The following is a 19,983-nucleotide window of genomic DNA, read 5'->3' as shown; positions in this document are numbered from 1 at the left end:
TCCAAAGCCTTAGCTATTCCACATCGTTGTAGCAAAACGACGGCTTTGCTTGTTCTTTTCAGCAAAGCCGTCGGGCACTACTAGCGTCTATAGTGACGAGCTGTATTAATTTTATCAGACAAACGTGCCAGTACAACTTCTACAGAGTTGATATCGTCCATCACATCGTATTCATTGATATTAACACGCAAAACCGGGCAAGATGTAAAATTATTAATCCAATCGTCATACCTAGCATACAAATCCTCCCAATAGCTGAGGGGTGTTTGTTGTTCCATTGGACGGCCGCGTTCTTGAATGCGATGAATGATATCCTCGTAGTTTCCCTCTAGCGAAATCAGCACGTCTGGGTGTGGAAAATAAGGCGTCATTACCATTGCTTCGAATAGATGTGTATAGGTCTGATAATCCTCATCCGTCATATTGCCCTGATCATGTAGCATCTTGGCAAAGATGCCTGTATCTTCATAAATAGACCGGTCTTGCACAAATCCTCCACCGTAGTCAAAGATACGTTTTTGTTCCTTGAAGCGTTCTGCTAGGAAAAAGATTTGTAAATGAAAACCCCACCGCGATAAATCATCATAGAAAAGGTCTAAATAAGGATTGTTGTCTACTTTTTCGTAGGAAACACGGAATCCAAGCAAATCAGCTAGCGCTTTCGTAAACGTTGATTTGCCCACACCCACCATTCCAGCAATCGTAATGACCGCATCGCTTGGAATTTGATACTTTTCACGCAATTGATTCGTTTGAAAAACCGACATGATTAACTCCTTATCGCTGTTTAGTAAGATTGTTAGGCAAAAATTCTGCGACACGCTTTATGACATAATCCAAATCTTCTGGTTGGTGTACATAATCAAGTTGGTCACATTCAATTGTCAGTACAGGGATTTTTGGATGCAACAATTGAAATTGGTGCATAAATTCCTCATAATCTGAGATCAAATTCTCCATATAAGTCCGTTCAATCATATGCTCCATCTCACGACCACGTAGTGCAATCCGTTGCATCGCCGTTTCGACAGAAGCTTTTAAATAAATGACTAAATTAGCTTGAGGAATATCACTGGTCAAGATACCATAAATTTGCTGGTACTTCGGTAAATTATCTTCACTCAATGTCCGTTTGGCAAATATTGTATTCTTAAAAATATTGTAATCAGCCACAACGGAATACCCATTTTGTAGCCGTTTGGTTATATCTTGTAATTGTTTATATCGATTACAAAGAAAGAACATTTCAGTCTGAAAGCTCCACTCCGAAATATTTTCATAGAACTTGTCCAAGAATGGATTCTCATACACAATCTCTTCCAAAAGCTCCAAGCCCCACTGCTTGCTAATCGCCTTTGACAAAGAGGTTTTGCCAACCCCAATCGGGCCTTCCACCGTAATAAAAATGGATTTCATACGTATCTGTACCCCTCCCAGTAAAACCAAAACGAATTTCATTTTACCATGTAAAACAATCATTTGTCGAAAGGAAAAAACATATTGCCTAGGTAACAAGTCATTATACATACAATTCCGATATGTTATTATGTAATTAAGAATTACCGAGAAAAAAAATCACAGGGAGGAATAGTACATGCGTGTTGCTCAAACCATGGCTGATTTAATCGGTCAAACTCCGATTGTCCAGCTACATCGATTGGTAAGCCCAGACATGGCACAGGTCTTTGTCAAATTAGAAAAATATAATCCGAGTGGCAGTGTCAAAGACCGAGCTGCGTACCATATGCTTGTACAAGCAGAAAAAGCAGGCAACCTTCTAGCCGGTTCTACCGTCATCGAACCAACCAGCGGCAATACAGGCATTGGTTTAGCAATGGCATGTGCCGCTAAAGGATACCCTTGCCTTATTGTTATGCCAGATACGATGACCCGCGAGCGTATTCAACTGTTACGTGCTTACGGAGCAGAGGTCGTTCTCACCCCTGGCGATGAAAAAATGCCGGGTGCCATCCGTAAAGCCCAAGAGTTAGCCGCTAGCATTCCAGACAGCTTTATCCCAATGCAGTTCGAGAATACTTCCAATCCAGATATTCATCGTCATACCACTGCTTTAGAAATTATTCAACAGATGGGGGACTCGCTTGATGGATTTGTGGCAACGGCAGGCACAGGTGGGACCATTACAGGATGTGGTGAAGTATTACGTCAGCATTATCCAGCTCTGCACATATCCGTAGTAGAACCTTCTGGATCACCTGTCTTAGCAGGCGGAAAACCAGGTCCCCATCAAATTGTAGGTACAAGTCCAGGTTTTATACCCTCAATTCTCAATCAACAAATTTACGATGAAATCATTCATATAACTGATGAGCAAGCAATTGAAACCACACGTAATCTTGCTCGACTAGAGGCGATCTTAGTTGGTCCTTCTTCAGGTGCAGCAGTTTATGCAGCTTTGCAGGTAGCCAAACAATTGGGTCCTGGAAAAAACGTGCTTGCCATTTGTGCAGACAGTGGAGAACGTTACTTGTCTAGTAATCTATTTTCATTCCTACCCTGAATTTTGTTACATAGATGATGCTACTGTGTATATATGCAAAAAGATCATGCGAGGACATATACCCGCACGATCTTTTTGTTATACGCGTCCAAAAGAAGCCGTCTACTCCTAGCATAGCTTACGTAAAATATTCAATCTTAGCATCTGGAAAGAGCCGAGCGATCTCTTTTTGCATGTGTGTCTTTAATGCATTGGCTTGGATATCAGGGTAGATATACTTGCCCTTCCCATACTTCCCCCATTTATATTTCCGTTCTTCTTCGTTCATGATTAATTTTGTTTTCGGGTATCTCTTTAGAATTAGTCCTTTGGCTATTTTAGTAAATCGGTGCTGTATCAATTCAAAGGTGATATCCTTTTTGGCATTATCATCAAGTCGTGAGCTGAGACGTTCCAACAAATCTGTATATCCTGCTTCCCAGCCCTCAAACCAATACAGTGGTGCAATAATAAATCCCAGTGGATATCCTGCCATAGCTACCTTCCCCGCTGCCTCAATACGCTGTTCAAAAGATGATGTTCCCGGTTCAAAATTACGAATGACATAATCTGCATTCATACTAAAACGAAAACGGGTATGCTTGTTATGCTTTGCATCCAGTAAAGAGTCGACTTGATGAAACTTGGTTACAAAGCGTAACCGGCCCAATGGTTGCCTTCCCATAAATTCAATCGCTTTTTTTAGATTTCCCGTTATATGTTCAATATTAATCGGATCTGATGTACAAGCCGCTTCAAATCGAGTGATTTCAGGTATACGCTCCTGTATATATGCTTCTGCCTTTGCTAAAATTTCGTCTGTATTAACATAGACACGAACATATGGTTTTGTACCTATATTTGTGTTTAGATAGCAATAGTGACAGTGAGCAGCACATCCCGTTGCAAGGGGAAGCGCATATTCAGCAGACGGCTTAGACTGTTCGAATTTAAGTGTTTTTTTGACGCCAACCACTAAAGTACGTTTAGCATTGCGGTACTGTTGCAGGTCCGTTTCTCCCGGAATCCCACGTACTTGATTGTGACTTGTTGTCATTTTTATAGGGATATCTGATTTCTGGTATTTCTCATACAGTTGTTTACCTAGTGGAAAGGTAAGCGCATCTGGTTCAAAATAAACTAAATCGGGTTCAAAATATCGAGTTGGACCTGTTGTTCCATTCTCCCCTGTCTGATTTCCAAAGATCTGCTTGGCAGTTGATGGTCTTTCCAATACTTGAGTAGTAATGTTATCACTCCCCTTACTACTAGCATTTCCGTGTTCAACACATCAGTAGCAAGGTGAATATTGGTTATTATAATTGCATTTCTTTCTTCATAGTATGAAGTACCTGCAATGCCCTGTCTTTTTCTCCAATAGGAACCTGGAGATTATAAATGAAGGTTGCTCCGCTCTTTTTGGACGTAATTCTACTTCGGATATGAGCCAGTTTTAATCTCTGCCGATAATCCTCAGCTGCTCTCGGCAAACCATACGACTGGTGTATACTTACCCATTTAACCCACATGAAGCATCACTCCTTCCTTAATTTACGAAAACGCTTACATCTATAGATAATACTATCCAGAAAAAGGTAAAAAACAGAATAATTATTCTACTATCATATGCGATTTGTCTAACAAAGCACACCTCTCCCGTCAAGATTTATTTCAATTTTTTTGTAAAATCGTGATAATAAACGAGAGAGGGCTTCCATCATGAGGTAACTTAGAGTGGGAGTTGAACCCAATGGTTTGTTGGCCCATGACCAGAGCCAAGATTCGGTGCCGTCTGAATAGCTGTTACGATAAACTGCTGTGCGGTATGAAAAGCAGTTACAGCATCAGCACCTTTAGCTAATTCAGCTGTAAGACATGCTGAGAATGTACAGCCTGTTCCATGTGTATGTCGAGTGGGAATTCGTTCATGTTCAATTTCATGAAAATGCTGACCATCAAATAATATATCGGTCAGTCGATGATCAAGCATATGCCCACCTTTCATGATTACATGAACTACTCCATAATCGTGGAGATGTTTTGCTGCTTCCTTCATATCAGACAAGGTTTCAATGGTTCTCTCTACTAAAACTTCAGCTTCCGGTAAATTGGGAGTAATAACGTAAGCTTGGGGAAGAAGATGCGTCAAAAGCGCTTGCACCGCTTCATCCTGAAGTAATTTGGCACCGCCTTTAGCAACCATAACAGGATCAATAACCAATTTTGTTTCATGATGCTTGCGGAGTTGTTCGGCTACCGCTTCGATAATTGGAGCATTAGCCAGCATGCCTGTCTTAATAGCTTCAGCAGGCAGGTCATCCAATACTACTCTGATTTGATCTGCAACGAACTCTGGTGTCATTACGTGAACACCGTGAACACCCTGTGTGTTTTGAGCGGTAATAGCAGTAAGAGCACTGGTACCATAAACTCCTCTTTGATGAAAGGTTTTAAGATCCGCCTGTATTCCAGCTCCTCCTCCACTATCGGAACCTGCAATTGTCATGGCTATATATGGTTTCTTCACTTCGACTCCCCCGCTCTATGTACCAATCTTCTGTCTATTCCTTTTTCAGTATAACAGAAGAAAGTCATATTCCCCAAATGTCAGCTTTAGCCACCTACTGATTTCCGTCGCTGTTTTCTCTGTATTTGGTAAACAATCCAAGTCGGATGTTTGCGAGCCGTCTTATAGAGGGACAACTGACGTACAAATAATAAAAATAATAATGCTGTAACAAATAAAAGAAATACCATGCTAATCTGTCTTGTTGTTGTGTAAGGTAAAACAAATAATAAAGCCAATGGACATAAAATAATGAGTGATGCATTTGTAAACCGTTTCTCTCTCTTCTTTACTTGCTCTGCTGTTACAATCTTCTTATCCAAACAATCTCGTTGCTGAGAAGTTAGGATAGGGCGCCACTTGCCAGCGGTACTAATTTCAAGACCGGCTCCTACATAAATCACACCAAGTAAGGCGTACATCCACCACGCTGTTACATTAAAAAAGGTATGTATAAGTTTTCCTGAAATAAATAACAAATCAACAGAGGTTAGAAGACCATAATACGCATGGAACAGCAGGCTTAAAACTTGTCTTCGATGTTCATAAGGCTGAATAGAAATCCAAATTCCCATGACAATCGTAATAAAATGCAAGGCAAGTAAAGCATAGGTAATTCCCTCAGGATGCGCAGGCTCTATTTGAAGAGCAAACCATATGACTAAGATATGAATCAATAGAATGGCTATGTACATCGCTCTTGAATGAACAAATGGTATAGCAATGAAGTGATGACTCTCAGATTTCATTTGTTGGTTTTCTGTTTCAAGGGGCAGGTTCTGCTTGATGAGGTTTACTTTCACAGGAATTTACCTACTCTCTTTATATGATAAGTATTTATAATAAAAGTAGGCGAATTTAGCTCTATTTTGCAAGCAATTTTTTAATCAAACAGAATTTTCATTTATATCTGAAAATAAACAAGCAGCCGAATTCATTCGACCGCTTGTTTATTATGCCTTTAGTCTTCCATAGTAGATAAATCTCCGGTCGGTAAACCTAACTCCCACGCTTTTAGCACACGACGCATGATTTTACCAGAACGAGTTTTTGGCAACTTATCGCGGAACTCAATCTCACGTGGTGCTGCATGTGCTGCCAACCCTTCTTTGACAAATCGCTTGATGTCATCCATCAGCGTATCGCTTGGCTCATATCCATCACGAAGAGCAATAAAGGCTTTAATTACTTCTCCACGTACTGGGTCTGGTTTCCCGATGACCCCGGCTTCAGCAACAGCAGGATGTTCAACCAATTTACTCTCTACTTCAAATGGTCCAACACGTTCACCAGAAGTATTAATGACATCGTCAATACGCCCCTGGAACCAGAAATAACCTTCCTCATCCTTATAAGCAGAATCACCTGAAATATACCATCCAGGTATATGAAAATACTCTTCATACTTGGCTGGATTCTTCCAGATTGTTCGCATCATAGATGGCCAGCCCGCTTTAATAGCTAAATTCCCCATGCGATTTGGTGGCAATTCATTTCCTTGATTATCCAAAATGGTCGCATAGACACCCGGTATTGGTTTGCCCATGGAACCAGGCTTAATCGGCATGCTCCGATAATTTGATATTAATTGTCCACCTGTTTCTGTCATCCACCAGTTATCATGAATACGTTTTTCAAATACCTTCATACCCCAATACACAACTTCTGGATTAAGAGGCTCTCCTACACTCAATATATGACGTAAAGAAGAAAGATCATATTTTTGAACTGATTCTTCGCCTGCTCCCATCAGCATGCGGAAAGCTGTTGGGGCACTGTACCAAACGGTAATCTTGTTTTTCTCAAGCGTTCTGTACCAGTCATCTGGTGTGAATCGGCCACCACGCACAACATTGGTTACACCATTCAGCCAAGGAGAGAAGATACCATACGAGGTTCCCGTCACCCAGCCTGGATCGGCGGTACACCAATAAACATCATCATCTTTTAAATCCAGCACCCATTTTCCTGTTTGGAAATGCTGAATCATAGCATTGTGCACATGTAATACGCCCTTTGGTTTTCCAGTAGAACCTGACGTATAGTGTAAAATCATACCATCTTCTCGATTCAACCAAACCATGTCGAATTCGTCGGAAGCTTGTTCCATTTGTTTCTCATAGCTTACTTGTCCCTCTGTTACCTCATCTTTCGCTCCCACTAAAATAACATGCTTGAGGTGAGGAAGCTCCTTAACCGGAACTCGCGGTAGTAAGTTCGGAGTTGTTACGATAGCTACTGCTTCGCTATCTGCTAGTCGATCACGAACAGCAGCCTCCATAAAAGCTTCAAATAAAGGCCCTACAATAGCCCCATTCTTTAAAACCCCCAACAAGCTAACATACAACTCTGGAGTACGTGGCATGAAAATAAATACGCGATCTCCTTTATTTACTCCCAAATCATGAAGTACGTTAGCAAAACGATTAGAAAGCCTACTTAAGTCACCATAGGTATAGCTTTCTTCTCGTATAGAATCACTATAGACAAGCGCTACTTTATCTTTCTTTTCTGAATTAGCATGACGATCAATCGCTTCATAGGCCATATTAACCTTCCCAGTCTCGTACCAACTGAATTGTTTCTCAACCTCTTCCCATTGGAAGGTTTCATAAGTGTGATCGTAATCTGTTAAGTTACTATTTTCTTGTGTTGCTGGAATGCTTTCAACCTTCATATCCTTCACTCTCCGATTCTCTAGGTTCATGTACTGAGAGGTCTTCCGACATACATATTTCTCCACTTAATAACCAATTCCTCTTAACCTTTTGATTATTCTAACATTTTAGATAAATCAACGCTACCCATCAATATGGCACCATCAGCATAGTGGGAGGGAAGCTGGCTCCCTCATTACCTTGAGAGTATCAGGTTACACGATCCATACATTTAGGTGAGTGAAAAATCCCCTACTTTGTTTTTGTATTAAAACACGCTAATATAACGGTTAGATATTTAAAAACGTGGAGTAAGTAGACTCAACTCATACTTATACTCATATTCATCCCCGAGTACATACTCTTTTAAGATGTGACTCATCCTACTAGCTACCTTTTGCTGAGGTTGTTCCCCTCTAGCTTAAGGTCACCTTAGAATTTGTTTTGTTCAATCGTACCACCTCTAACATACAGCTTAGAAAAAGCGCTTTAAAGGAGATTTCAGACATGACTCTCGTGCGTCTTCAGCATGTTTATAAACGTTATGCTGGTAGTGTAATTGCTGTTTCTGATTTTGATTTGGACATTCAAGATAGAGAATTTTTAGTAATTACAGGTCCCTCTGGTTGCGGTAAGACAACTACTTTGCGTATGATCGCAGGACTAGAAGATATTAGCCAAGGAAACCTTTATCTTGGAGAACAAATAGTAAATGATGTTAGCCCTAAGGATCGCAATATTTCTATGATCTGCCAAAGTTATGTGCTTTATCCACATATGAACGTTTATGAAAATATGGCTTTTGGACTTACATTACGCAAATATTCAAAAGAGGAGATTGACAAGCGAATTAGAGATATAGCCCAAATTCTCAATATTACCCATCTGTTACATCGTAAACCAAGAGCCTTATCAAGTGGTCAACGTCAACGTATTTCCCTAGGTCGGGCCATTGTACGACAGCCACAAGTTTTTCTAATGGATGAACCCTTCTCCAGTCTTGATGCAAAATTACGCGTGCAAATGAGATCTGAAATTGCGACCTTACATAAACGTAGAGAATCCACTATCATTTATGCAACTGATGATCAGAATGAAGCAATGACTATGGGGGAACGGGTTGTCGTTATGAAAGAAGGTTGCATTCAGCAAGTGGCATCTCCTGCTGAGATCTATCATTATCCAGCAAACCAATTTGTTGCTAGCTATATTGGTTCTCCTACCATGAATTTCATCCCTGGAAAATTAGAGGAAATCGTTGATCAAATTTATTTTGTTAGTAATGGATTTGAGGTGGTCCTTCCGCAAGATAAAGCCAACATTGTCAGAAACAAAAGCTATGTCGGAAGGAAAGTTATTTTTGGCATCCGTCCTGAAGATTTTCACTGTTATGATTATTTGTCGCAAACGTCCACTCTAGCTCTGGATAATAGGCTAAGCGTTGTAATTAAAGTAGTCGAAAATATGGGCCCTGACCAGTACATTTATTTTAGTAATACCCAAACGAATCAAATGGTAGCTAAATTGGATGCTCGCGACTATATCAAGGTTGGTAGTAGCATCTGTATAGGCATGGATCTACATAAAATTCATCTATTTGATAATGAAACGAAATTGGCTATTTTTACAAAATAATATGATTGGCATCTCCTACAATTAGATAAATAGTAGGAGATGCCTTTATTTTTACTCTGTACGGACGCTTGCCTCGCTATCCTCTTCTCGTATGTTTGTCTCGTCAACAGTCCCTAGCGCATAGGAATCACTTACCTGCTCATGGGTCACTGCTAACCCTTTACTCTGCATGTCATTGCTTTGGTAATCATTGATATCATATGATTTCGTGACGTACTGATTACTTGAAGTCTTTTTATTGATAGCCTCATTTTTTGGGTTAGCCAACTTACATACCTCCATTGGTCATTTATCATTCGTTCCTCTTTTAGTTTGCTTTGTACCTTTTATTTTTAACCATTTGCCCCACTAAGATTTTCCGTCATAAAGAACCGGGAAACGTAAAGGCTAAGGATAATCAAATGTGGGGAGGAGTTTGAGTGAAAACCATCTTTACACTATTATTTGTTGGCCTTTTAGCAGGTGTTTTGTTTACGGGAGGTCACTGGCTCACTCCAGGAAAACAAATGCCGCAAGCAGTGAAATCCCCTACCTCACGGACTTTAGAAAACAAAAAAGAACCACCTACCGTGACCCAAGATGAAGTGCGGGTTCCCAAAATTAACTATGTAGAACAAGTTCGAGACATGCGCCGAGATATGGAGCGTCGACAGCATATCAAGACCATTCATCACAACAAAAAGGATAAGAGCCATTATGTGGAGCGAGAGGTAGTAGTTCACTTCACTCCCCGCCCTTCCAATCAAGCTTTACAGAAGATGCTACGTAAGGTAGATGGCTATGTAAAAAAGGACTTTAAAAAAGCAATGATCATTAAATCTCGCACACTATCTACTGAACAGCTTATGAGGTATTTTGCAGAACATCCAGACTCAGTGTATGCCGAGCCAAATTATTTACTGTTGCCAAATAAACAGCCTAATGACACCTACTACAAACGCTATCAATGGAACCTAAGCCAGCTTGGGATGGAACAAAGCTGGGAAATTACTGAAGGCTCCAGTCAGGTCATTGTAGCCGTAGTCGACACAGGGGTTGATTTAACCCATCCTGAGTTTAAAGGGAAATTGGTGAATGGATACAACCTAATAAATGTCGGTAAGCGTCCACAAGATGATAACGGTCATGGTACACATGTAGCAGGAATTATCGCCGCTCGTACCAATAATCAGGATGGGATAGCTGGTATTTCGTGGAAAAGTAAAATTATGCCTGTTAAAGCAATTGGAGCAGACGGTAGTGGCAGTGCCATCGACATCGCACAAGGAATTGAGTGGGCTGTTGACCATGGGGCCTCTATCATTAATTTAAGTGTAGGTAACTACGTGTCCTCCGCAGCCCTGAAGGCAGCATGTACGTATGCTTATCAAAATGATGTAGTTCTTGTAGCAGCCACTGGGAACGATGCAAGTGAGCAGCCTAGTTACCCTGCTGCTTTTCCAGAAGTAATTGGCGTATCAGCTGTCGATCAGGATGAGAATCTAGCTGATTTCTCTAATTATGGGAAAACGGTTAGTTTAGTTGCACCAGGAGTAGATATACCTAGTACTTATATACACAAAGACTATGCCGCACTGTCAGGTACATCTATGGCTTGTCCACATGTTGCAGCTGTAGCCAGTTTACTCCGTTCTGTCAATCCAACTCTTAGCAACAAGCAGGTCAGACAAATCTTAGAGAAAACAGCAACAGACTTGGGTACACCAGGTAAGGATTCGTTATTTGGATACGGATATATCAATGTAAAAAAAGCACTACAGCAAAGTCAAATGGGACAGGAAGCTGTACCTTTATCACCTCCCCCATCTACACCTTCCACTGGTAACCAAGCTCCAGTCACTGGTTTCCAGCGTTTTATAGAGCATCTGATCGGTCGTTATCTTCAGTCGTTTCGTACTCACCAGCAATAAAGTATAGTCCCAAATGAAAGGATGCGGTGTCATTGAAAGCCGTCATATTGTTTGCTCATCCCGGATCTCAGAGCTTTAATCACGCTATTTTACAGCAAGTAACAGAGAGCTTGTACCAGCATGGTATCACTCCAACCTTACGTAATTTGTATGAGCAAAAATTTTCACCTATTTTTTCGCCTGCTGATATGAATGGATTAGAAACAGAGCAAGTCCCAGAGGCCATTGAAGAGGAACAAACCATACTCACGGAATCTGATCTTTTGATTATGATCTATCCAGTTTGGTGGTGGTCACAACCAGCTATTCTGAAAGGCTACATTGATCGTATCTTTTCTGATGGGTTTGCCTTTAAATATGAAAAATCTGGCCCTGTTGGTCTATTAACTGGTAAACAAGCCCTCGTTTTTACAACAACACGAGAATCACAGCAAGAAATGCAGGCGAGTGGATTGGATGAGGTTGTTAAGAAACAAGTCGTGGATGGTATTTTGCGATTCGCTGGATTTGATCCGGTTATCTATCACAATTTTGCAGAAGTACCATATGTGGAAGAAACGATTCGAAAATCATATCTACAGCAGGTAGATCAAGCTATTACTTCTCTGAAACTTCCTGTACTAATGTAAAAACTATGTAAAAATAGGCTTTCCTTAAAATGGAATTTAGATTTTGTTTCAATACTTCATTTCCATTAAAATTATTGGAAAGCCTATCCTTTATAAAAGAAAATCAGTTCATTTATGTAAAATTTTGTATACAGACACAAAAAGTCAAAAAAATTGACACTTTTCGTACATATCACCCCTTTTAATTTTCAGATTTATTTGTATAATAGAAAAAGAAAGCATACAACATATTATTAGAGAAAAAGAGACCCTTCAAATTCGAAAGGTCCCCACCTAAATATAATGCCGTTATAAAAATAAGTTACTTCGTAAACCCATTCTCCTGTTAATTGCTCGGTTGCATCCGCTTTTTCGTAATGTAATCTGTTTCATAGTACTGCAATTCATCACGTAGAGGCTCAAAGATTCTCGACAAACCTAATGTTAGGGTCTCTAGATCAGGAGTAACCTCTTTGCGGAAAATAATGCAGTCTTGCCCTGTGTACGAGTACCTGCCATCCTCATCGTAAACCTCGCCTTTGGGATAGTAAAAATTAATTACACAGGTGTGGTACACCTGGTAGAGTGCTTCTTCAGCAAACTCCTCGTTAAAGCGAGCGCGTCGAAGACAGATTCCCAATTTCTCATAGGCATTCTCTGCATAAACCAACAAACGACGTAAATCAGAAAGATAGCTACCATAGTAAGCTTCATACTCTTGAGCATCCCCGGATCTTTCAACCAAATCTGCTAAAGTAGTTTGATTTAGGAATCTCTCCACTTCTATGCTAACCTTCTTCAACCGCATAAAGGTATCTTCGCATAACTGTTTTACATGAGCGTCTGACATAGAGAATCCTCCTTAGGGCAACAGATATAAAGATTTACGTTTATTGTAAAAAAACTACCCCGGAGTTACAAGAAGTTTTTATTTTATAACAACAGTTTCTGATTAAGATTGATAGTTTGTTCTCGTATTTTTCTTCTGAAACATATACGTAACGAATGCCACAAATAGCGCAACGACAATCATAAAGAGCAGTATGATGTTGTCGGTACTAACAAATTCCCATCCATGTCCCTTACTGATAATTTCTCGTACCGAATGTAAGAAATAAGTGAGCGGCAAGGATTTGGCTATGATTGCAATCACTGTTGGCATGGAAGTGATTGGCCAAGTCCATCCAGATAGCATAAATGATGGTACTGCAATTAACATGGCTGTTTGAGTAGCTTGTAGCATATTGGAAGAGAAAAACGAAATAGCAAATCCAATTGCCACTACTGCTAGATTGAAAATAAATCCACATAGGAAAAGTAAGCTTATGCTTCCGTAGTATGGAACAGCAAAAAATTTAAAGATCAATACATATGTTAGTAAAAAGTTAAACATGGCAAGGATCATATGAGTTGTTATTTTACTGAGCGCAATTTTTATAAACCCATTTCCCTTCAAGGTATCCATCCAAGTTCCTTCTTCTTTTTGACGAGTTACGCTTAAAGAAACGCTCAAGAATGCCACCTGTTGCAATACAGTTCCTGCTAATCCAAAGATCATAAATGCTAGATAGTTAAAGGTTGGATTATGTAGTATACGATAACGGTAGTCAATCCCTGTTGCAAAGTTTGTTGCCGCACTACCCCATTCACCTTTTGCCTCTAACTTTTTTAACGTCACTCCACCAGAGATGGTTTTCACTAGAGAGCTCGCAGCACGAACAGATGTATTTGAGATCATCATGTTACTTCCATCAATCAGATTTAAAATCTCTGTTGGTTTACCCAATTTGGCGTTGACGGTCAAGCCTTTTGGAATGATAAACCCAACTTGCGCCTCTTCATAAGTCATCAGATGTTGTAGCTGTTCTTCTGTTGTAACTACATTTGTTACAGAAAACGTTTGATCATTGTCAATCGCTCTGATCAATTCTCGTGTTAATTCGGTTTGGTCCAAGTCTGCTACCACTGTGGGTATCTCCATCACACGCTTTTCCTGATACAGGTATCCGAACATCAGCATGTAGACACATGGCACAAGAAATACAATATTTCGAATCGTTTTGTTAGTATAGACGGATCTCCATTCGTCAGCTACTAATTGCCAAAAGCTATTCACGAGCGCCAGCCCCTTTTAGGTGCCATTCGACAGTAAAGCCAGGGCGTACATCTTTATCCTCCACTTGCAATTTCACTTGGAACGCTCGCAAATCACGGGAGTTTAGTTCCTGAGTTGCTTTCTTCGTCGCAAAATCTGCCGCTGGTGCTACCATTTGTACAGTTGCATTAACTTCTTTATTCAAACTTGGAACAAACAGCGTAGTTTTCTCTCCCACTTTCACGCTGCCAAGTTGATTTTCATCTACATACATTTTTACGAATTTATCGTTTTCTACTTGAATTGTCATGATGGAAGAGCCTTGTGCCACAAGTTCCCCTTTTTGTGAGGAAATAGATTTTACCACACCGCTAACAGGTGCAATCATCTGTGTATTACGCAAATATGCTTCAGCTTCATCCAATGCACCTTTTGCTTGTTTTACGCCTGCTTCCGCTGATTTGACATCAGATTCTCGTAATCCTACCTGACCAAGGCCTGCAATCGCATTTTGGTATGCTGCATTCGCTTGGTTTACTTGAGCAGTAAGTGCTTCAATCTGTTCTGGACGAGCACCTTTCTGTGCCATGTTTAATTGTTCTTGTGTTGAAGTATATTCAGCAGAGTATTTCTCAAACTCAGCCTGAGACTCTTCTAATTTAATTTTTGGAATAGCCCCTTCTTTTAATAAATCCTGCATCCGTTTCATGTTCGTCTGAGCCAAATCACGCGCTGTTTTTGTTGCTTGAAGTTTCCCTTTTAATTGCGCGATCTCTTCTGGGCGAGCTCCATTTTTGTTAGCTTGCAAATTTGCTTGAGCTGCTTGTAGAGCTGCCTGGGCCTGCTTCACCGTTGCATCACTTGACCCACTGGTGATGGAAACCCCTTTTTTGGCCTGTTCCAATTTTGCTTGAGCTAACTGGTACGCTGCTGCTGCCTGATCGCGTTTTGCTGTAATTTCATCGCTTCCAAGCACAGCTAGGAGTTGACCCTCCTCTACGATGTCGCCCTCTTTTATTTCAATCTTGTCAATTGTTCCTGGGACCTTGAAGGCTAGATCTACTTCAGTACCTTCTACAACAGCTGTTACTTGCTTCGCAGAGCCTCCCGCATAACTATTCTGTTCAGAAAACAGTAAGTATCCACCTAAAAGTACGATAGCTGCTACAAGCCCCACCAAACCAACCATCATCTTTTTATTCTCTCTCATAACCTTCTCCACTCCAATTCGCAATTTAAGCGAGTCCCAGAGCCCCTTTAAATAGGATGAGTAATGTATCTCTGGTCTCTAGCGTATAAACTGGCTCATTACGGAACATCTTGCGAAGAACGACAAATCCAATACTCCCAAACAGAGCGGATACGACTGTCTGCGTTTCCATATCGCTTTTTATAAACCCTTGTTCCTGCATGTTAGCCAGGTATTTCTCCATTAAAGAAAAATAATTGCCTAATAATGTTCGAACCATATTATCTCGTGTTATATCTCCTGAGGAGAAGCTTAACAGCAACAGACAAAACTCGCTGTTATTCGAAAAGAAGCGCAAATGCTCATCTAGTACGTGCAAAAGACGTTCCTGAGGCGTCATGGTGGTATCTTCCGTCGCCCCTTTGACGGACTCCATTAGCATTTCCACTCCCTTTTGATTTACATAATAGAATAACTCCTCCTTCGTCTTAAAGTGGTAATACAACGTCCCCTTTGCTACCTGGGCAAATTCTGCAATTGTATCCATCGTTGTATCCGTATACCCATATTGGGCAAAAGCTTGCAGGGCACTCTCATAAATTAAATCCTTCTTTTTGCTCATTAACATGTACCCCCATATAAACTGACCAGTCAGTACAGAGATTAGTGTACTCTGCTTTTTGTTGACCGTCAAGGTATTTTTGGAAAAAAGTGATTGCCCATTCACACTTCATTCGTGTGATGTCTTCGTCATGATATCTACTTACAATTATTGATACCCGTAATCTCAATGCTTCAAACGATTGCTATCTAAGATGATTATCATATCCTAGTCAGATCGTTACATTGTATAGCTAATTGTTTTTATGAAAGTAAAAAAGCCGATGAACAAGTCATCGGCTTCCCATTTAAGTAATATGGCGGAGGGAGAGGGATTCGAACCCCCGTGACGTTGCCGCCTAACGGTTTTCAAGACCGCCCCGTTATGACCACTTCGGTATCCCTCCATATAACTGCTGATAGACATTATGTAAAAAACAATTCCGAATCACGAAATATATCAGCAAAGATTATTATACTAAACCCAAATTAAAAAGACAAGCATTTTTTTAATATTTTATTCTAAAATTGTTGTGGAGTTTGTATCCGTTCACTAGATTGTGTATGATAGACTAAATAAGTAATTGGTAAGTTCCTACAATAGCCCTTATGGTTCTTACCGTTTCATGAAGGAGTGACTTTGTAACAATGGACCAACTCATTACATTTGCCAAAGACTATTGGATGATTCTTATTCTGGTCTTATTGGCAGTGTTTGTGCTTAATTTTTTTCTAAAAGCTTTGTACAAAATTGTTTTATTTAGTCTAGTCGTCGGAGCTATTCTGGTCTTTGGTTTCAATTATACGCCAACCGAAGTGATGAACATGGGACGCCAAGTGGTAAACGGTGTCGATGAAGTGTTCACATCTACTGTAAGACCTTTAATCGATTCTGAAATTAAAGATGCCACTTACAATTTCCGCGACGATGGAAGTTATGAAATCAAAACTACGAATATCCGTATCGAAGGCAAAAAAGGCGATCCAAAAGCCACTGTCTACTATAAGAATTTTAATTTCTCCATTAATATTAACGACCTAGGTGAATTGGCTCAACAGCATATTCAGAAGGCTTCTGATGGCAAATCAACACCGTAATAGCCAATACATTCGTTTTATCTAAAAATGCTTCGTAAAAAATCCCGGTTCACGCCTATTCTCAGGCTACGAACCGGGATTTTTCGTACACGGTATTTTATATTCATTGGAAACTTTTTTTGCTGACAGGATGTTTATGTCTCTCTTCTGTGGTACATCGTTTTTCATGAGGGGTATACCTACCCTAATGGTAAGCAAACACTATACACATATACAAAAAAACCGACGAAGCTCTCAGCTCATCGGTTTACTATTTCTTTATGTATGGCGGAGGGAGAGGGATTCGAACCCCCGTGACGTTGCCGCCTAACGGTTTTCAAGACCGCCCCGTTATGACCACTTCGGTATCCCTCCGCGTTGCTACATAAAGAATATAGCATATAAAAAAATAAATAGCAACACCTTTTTTAAAAAAATTATGAGGTTAATAGTTTTTCTTTCGTTTATTTATCAATCATCTATCTCACACCACTCTATGAGAGTCAGGGCGAATAGCTCAGCACAAGCAAAAATATCATCAAGCACGATATACTCATCTGGATAATGTGCGACTTGGGTTACCCCTGGTCCTATAATGATTGAAGGAGTTTCAGCCAGCTTTGTTAATAGACCACCATCAGTTCCCCAGGGCGATGCTTCTATGACCGCAGTCTCTCCTAAAACCGATGGATATAACTCTTGCAGCAGTTTAAGCAATGGATGGTCCATCTCTACCTCACCTGGTACCCATCTCGCTCCATACCATTCTAACTCAACAGGATGATCTGCAAACCATTCATCTTCCTCCGTAAGCTTCTGTAACGCAGTTTGCATTTCCTGTTGGGCTTCCTCCATCTCTTCCCCAGGTGCTACACCCATACGTCCTTCTAGTGTAACCAAATCAGAAACGGACGACGGCCATTTTCCTCCTTGTATTACACCTAAATTAATAGGTATCGGTATGGGTAATTTAGCGTATAAAGGATCTGACATTCGTTGATTTCTTTCTTGCTCTAAGCGCTGAATCTGTCTAATTACTGTCATGCTTTTTTCAATGGCACTAACTCCTTCATAACGTGTACCTCCATGTGCCGATCTGCCACGTATGAATAAACGGAACCACATTGAACCTTGTTGTTTCGGAAAAATTTTCAGGTTTGTTGGCTCTGGTATCAAAGCAGCGTCAGCTTTATACCCACGTAAAATAGTGGATAAAGTCCCAGCCCCACCACTTTCTTCTTCTACAACACTTTGAAAGATAACATCTCCTTTTAGACGTACACCAAGCTTTTGCAAGGTTTGTATAGCTAATAGAGACGAGAGATTGCCACCTTTCATGTCTGTTACCCCACGACCATACAATTTTCCATCAACAATTTCTCCGCTAAACGGTCCTTGTGTCCATTGATTTAGCTCCCCTTCTGGCACAACATCAACGTGCCCATTGAGAATAAGAGAACGCCCTCCTCCAGTTCCCTTCCATACCCCTACTACGTTAGGACTCCCTGTAAATTCTGCACGCGGTGAAACAAAATAGGCATGTTTCTCCAGCTTTTCAAGCTCATCACCTGTCATCTCCCAAATATCTACTTCAAGTCCCAGCATTGCCAAGTGATTTGCTATTTTCTGCTGAATACCCGCTTCCTGCCCTTGAACGCTGGCCTCACGCACCCATTCTTGCAACAAGCCTATAGCATCCTCTCGATCCTTTTGTAGCTGCTCACGAATTCGTTCTTGCCATGTCAGTGTTTGGCTTACGCTCATGGTAGTCTACCCCCTTAGAAAAAAGTGGTTACTTCTCCGCTAAATAATAGCTCTGCTTCGGTAGCACCAATGACATCTGCTACTGTGTAGGGATGCATCACTTCCAATAGATGCAATCCATCTGTTTTTACTTCCATCACTGCCATATCAGTGATTATCATATCTGCACTTCCCTGAGCAGTCAGAGGCAATTTACACTCACGTACAATTTTAGAACGACCATTTTTGTCCAGATGGGTGGTGAGAACTAAAACCTTCTTAGCCTTTTGTGCTAATTCCATCGCTCCTCCCATTCCTGGAACTCGTTTACCAGGAACAATCCAGTTAGCAATATCACCACGCTGACTTACCTCTAGTACTCCAAGAATCGTCATATCTAGCAAACCTCTGCGAATGATAGCAAAAGCAGTAGCGCTATCAAAAAAGGAAGCTCCGGGCATCAAAGTAACAGGAAAGCCCCCTGCGTTGCACAAATTAGGGTTTTCTTCTCCAAGCTGAGGACTGGGACCTGTGCCTACAATGCCATTCTCAGCATGAAACAAAACGTTTTTTTCTTCTGGTATAAAATCCGCCACAAGCGTAGGAATACCGATCCCTAAGTTAATTAGCATACCGCTTTTTACTTCCAAAGCGGCACGCCTAGCAATTCGTTCTCGATAACTCTCAGTCGTACCTTCTTTTACTACTTCTCCCATGCCCATCGCCAATTCACCCCTTCACTTTGCACGATATAATTTACGAACACTCCTGGTGTCACGATTTCTTCAGGGTCCAGCTGTCCAATCTCAACAATCTCTTCCGCTTCCACGATAGTGATATCACCGGCCATTGCCACCAACGGGTTAAAATTACGTGCACTTGTATCAAAAACAAGATTGCCAAATCGATCTGCCTTTTTTGCAGAGACGATAGCTACTTGGGCAGTTAACGGTGTCTCAATCAAATACGTTTTCCCATCCACTAACACCTTCTCCTTGCCTTTTTCAGCGATCGTATCGATTCCAATATCAGATAAAATTCCTCCTAGACCTACTCCTCCTGCTCGAACTCTCTCTGCTAAAATACCTTGTGGGCAAAATTCCACTTCCAGTTCTCCCGCTGTCATTTGGGCACCTGCATTCGGATTGGAACCAATATGAGAAGCAATGACCTTACTTACTCGCCGCTGTGTAATTAATCTTCCGACTCCAATGTCAGGAAAAGCTGTATCGTTACTAATCAGTGTTAATCCTCTAATTTGTTTCTCTAATAGTCCTTGTATCAGCGTAGGAGGGTTGCCCACCCCACCGAAGCCACCAACCATCAATGTCATCCCATCATGAAAATGCTCTAATGCTTCCTCTAATGAAACCTGTTTATTCCAGGTTGATTGTGAAATCATA

At 40.7% G+C, this 19,983-nt stretch carries 20 protein-coding genes and 2 tRNA genes; 5 read left to right on the top strand and 17 right to left on the bottom strand.

Annotated features, from left to right (window positions below; genetic code table 11):
• Nucleotides 1–80: 80 nt before the first annotated feature.
• Nucleotides 81–767, bottom strand: a complete 687-nt coding sequence (locus BrL25_RS18040; protein ID WP_018673067.1) for a deoxynucleoside kinase — start codon at nt 765–767, stop codon at nt 81–83.
• 10 nt (nt 768–777) lie between these two features.
• Nucleotides 778–1,416: a deoxynucleoside kinase gene (locus BrL25_RS18035; RefSeq protein ID WP_018673066.1), complete on the bottom strand. Its 639-nt coding sequence runs from the start codon at nt 1,414–1,416 to the stop codon at nt 778–780.
• A 178-nt stretch (nt 1,417–1,594) separates the two neighbouring features.
• On the opposite strand from BrL25_RS18035, the gene cysK reads away from it, so the two are divergent.
• A complete protein-coding gene (gene cysK, locus BrL25_RS18030; protein ID WP_018673065.1) occupies nt 1,595–2,521 on the top strand; it encodes a cysteine synthase A in 927 nt (308 codons plus the stop codon).
• A gap of 118 nt (nt 2,522–2,639) precedes the next feature.
• On the opposite strand, the gene splB is transcribed toward cysK, so the two are convergent.
• The 5 genes from splB to acsA form a co-directional block, all read right to left on the bottom strand.
• Nucleotides 2,640–3,707 carry a spore photoproduct lyase gene (splB, locus tag BrL25_RS18025; protein WP_051088609.1) on the bottom strand — a complete coding sequence of 356 codons (1,068 nt, stop codon included), beginning with the start codon at nt 3,705–3,707 and terminating at the stop codon, nt 2,640–2,642.
• Nucleotides 3,708–3,816: 109 nt separating this feature from the next.
• Nucleotides 3,817–4,029, bottom strand: coding sequence for an SPOR domain-containing protein (locus tag BrL25_RS18020; protein WP_003338143.1), 213 nt, complete (start codon nt 4,027–4,029; stop codon nt 3,817–3,819).
• 200 nt (nt 4,030–4,229) lie between these two features.
• Entirely contained in the window at nt 4,230–5,027 is a 798-nt protein-coding gene (thiD, locus tag BrL25_RS18015; RefSeq protein WP_018673063.1) for a bifunctional hydroxymethylpyrimidine kinase/phosphomethylpyrimidine kinase, read from the bottom strand.
• An 86-nt stretch (nt 5,028–5,113) separates the two neighbouring features.
• Complete coding sequence (locus BrL25_RS18010; RefSeq protein ID WP_018673062.1) at nt 5,114–5,869, bottom strand: hypothetical protein; 756 nt, start codon at nt 5,867–5,869, stop codon at nt 5,114–5,116.
• Between the two features lie 158 nt (nt 5,870–6,027).
• Entirely contained in the window at nt 6,028–7,743 is a 1,716-nt protein-coding gene (acsA, locus tag BrL25_RS18005; protein ID WP_018673061.1) for an acetate--CoA ligase, read from the bottom strand.
• 487 nt (nt 7,744–8,230) lie between these two features.
• Here acsA and BrL25_RS18000 point away from each other — a divergent pair, with 487 nt between their 5' ends.
• Nucleotides 8,231–9,358, top strand: coding sequence for an ABC transporter ATP-binding protein (locus BrL25_RS18000; protein ID WP_018673060.1), 1,128 nt, complete (start codon nt 8,231–8,233; stop codon nt 9,356–9,358).
• 51 nt (nt 9,359–9,409) lie between these two features.
• On the opposite strand, the gene BrL25_RS17995 is transcribed toward BrL25_RS18000, so the two are convergent.
• Entirely contained in the window at nt 9,410–9,625 is a 216-nt protein-coding gene (locus BrL25_RS17995; protein ID WP_018673059.1) for a YozQ family protein, read from the bottom strand.
• A 152-nt stretch (nt 9,626–9,777) separates the two neighbouring features.
• Here BrL25_RS17995 and BrL25_RS17990 point away from each other — a divergent pair, with 152 nt between their 5' ends.
• Together BrL25_RS17990 and BrL25_RS17985 are read left to right on the top strand one after the other, a co-directional pair.
• Nucleotides 9,778–11,268 carry a S8 family peptidase gene (locus BrL25_RS17990; RefSeq protein WP_018673058.1) on the top strand — a complete coding sequence of 497 codons (1,491 nt, stop codon included), beginning with the start codon at nt 9,778–9,780 and terminating at the stop codon, nt 11,266–11,268.
• A gap of 26 nt (nt 11,269–11,294) precedes the next feature.
• Complete coding sequence (locus BrL25_RS17985) at nt 11,295–11,897, top strand: NAD(P)H-dependent oxidoreductase (RefSeq protein ID WP_236848052.1); 603 nt, start codon at nt 11,295–11,297, stop codon at nt 11,895–11,897.
• A 325-nt stretch (nt 11,898–12,222) separates the two neighbouring features.
• On the opposite strand, the gene BrL25_RS17980 is transcribed toward BrL25_RS17985, so the two are convergent.
• From BrL25_RS17980 to BrL25_RS17960, 5 genes are all read right to left on the bottom strand, one after another.
• A complete protein-coding gene (locus tag BrL25_RS17980; protein ID WP_018673056.1) occupies nt 12,223–12,726 on the bottom strand; it encodes a DUF3907 family protein in 504 nt (167 codons plus the stop codon).
• A gap of 102 nt (nt 12,727–12,828) precedes the next feature.
• The gene (locus tag BrL25_RS17975; RefSeq protein ID WP_018673055.1) at nt 12,829–13,992 is read right to left on the bottom strand and encodes an ABC transporter permease; all 1,164 of its coding nucleotides are present in this window, start codon (nt 13,990–13,992) and stop codon (nt 12,829–12,831) included.
• Nucleotides 13,985–15,181 (bottom strand): HlyD family secretion protein, encoded by a 1,197-nt coding sequence (locus tag BrL25_RS17970; RefSeq protein ID WP_018673054.1) that lies wholly within the window; start codon nt 15,179–15,181, stop codon nt 13,985–13,987. Before BrL25_RS17970 ends, BrL25_RS17975 begins: the two co-directional genes overlap by 8 nt.
• Nucleotides 15,182–15,206: 25 nt before the next feature.
• The gene (locus BrL25_RS17965; RefSeq protein WP_018673053.1) at nt 15,207–15,782 is read right to left on the bottom strand and encodes a TetR/AcrR family transcriptional regulator; all 576 of its coding nucleotides are present in this window, start codon (nt 15,780–15,782) and stop codon (nt 15,207–15,209) included.
• Nucleotides 15,783–16,078: 296 nt separating this feature from the next.
• Nucleotides 16,079–16,167 (bottom strand) — tRNA-Ser (locus BrL25_RS17960).
• 241 nt (nt 16,168–16,408) lie between these two features.
• Between BrL25_RS17960 and BrL25_RS17955 the strand changes: the two genes are divergently transcribed.
• Nucleotides 16,409–16,858, top strand: coding sequence for a hypothetical protein (locus tag BrL25_RS17955; RefSeq protein ID WP_018673052.1), 450 nt, complete (start codon nt 16,409–16,411; stop codon nt 16,856–16,858).
• Nucleotides 16,859–17,123: 265 nt separating this feature from the next.
• On the opposite strand, the gene BrL25_RS17950 is transcribed toward BrL25_RS17955, so the two are convergent.
• The 4 genes from BrL25_RS17950 to BrL25_RS17935 form a co-directional block, all read right to left on the bottom strand.
• A tRNA-Ser gene (locus BrL25_RS17950) sits at nt 17,124–17,212 on the bottom strand.
• Nucleotides 17,213–17,308: 96 nt separating this feature from the next.
• Entirely contained in the window at nt 17,309–18,601 is a 1,293-nt protein-coding gene (locus BrL25_RS17945; RefSeq protein ID WP_018673051.1) for a peptidase, read from the bottom strand.
• 14 nt (nt 18,602–18,615) lie between these two features.
• Nucleotides 18,616–19,302: a 3-oxoacid CoA-transferase subunit B gene (locus BrL25_RS17940; protein ID WP_018673050.1), complete on the bottom strand. Its 687-nt coding sequence runs from the start codon at nt 19,300–19,302 to the stop codon at nt 18,616–18,618.
• The gene (locus BrL25_RS17935; protein WP_018673049.1) at nt 19,284–19,982 is read right to left on the bottom strand and encodes a 3-oxoacid CoA-transferase subunit A; all 699 of its coding nucleotides are present in this window, start codon (nt 19,980–19,982) and stop codon (nt 19,284–19,286) included. Before BrL25_RS17935 ends, BrL25_RS17940 begins: the two co-directional genes overlap by 19 nt.
• Nucleotide 19,983: the final 1 nt, after the last annotated feature.

Source organism: Brevibacillus laterosporus DSM 25, from assembly GCF_002706795.1.
Classification (GTDB): Bacteria; Bacillota; Bacilli; order Brevibacillales; family Brevibacillaceae; genus Brevibacillus_B; species Brevibacillus_B laterosporus.
Note: the sequence above shows the minus strand (reverse complement) of the source record. Positions and strands in the feature narration are given on the sequence as shown.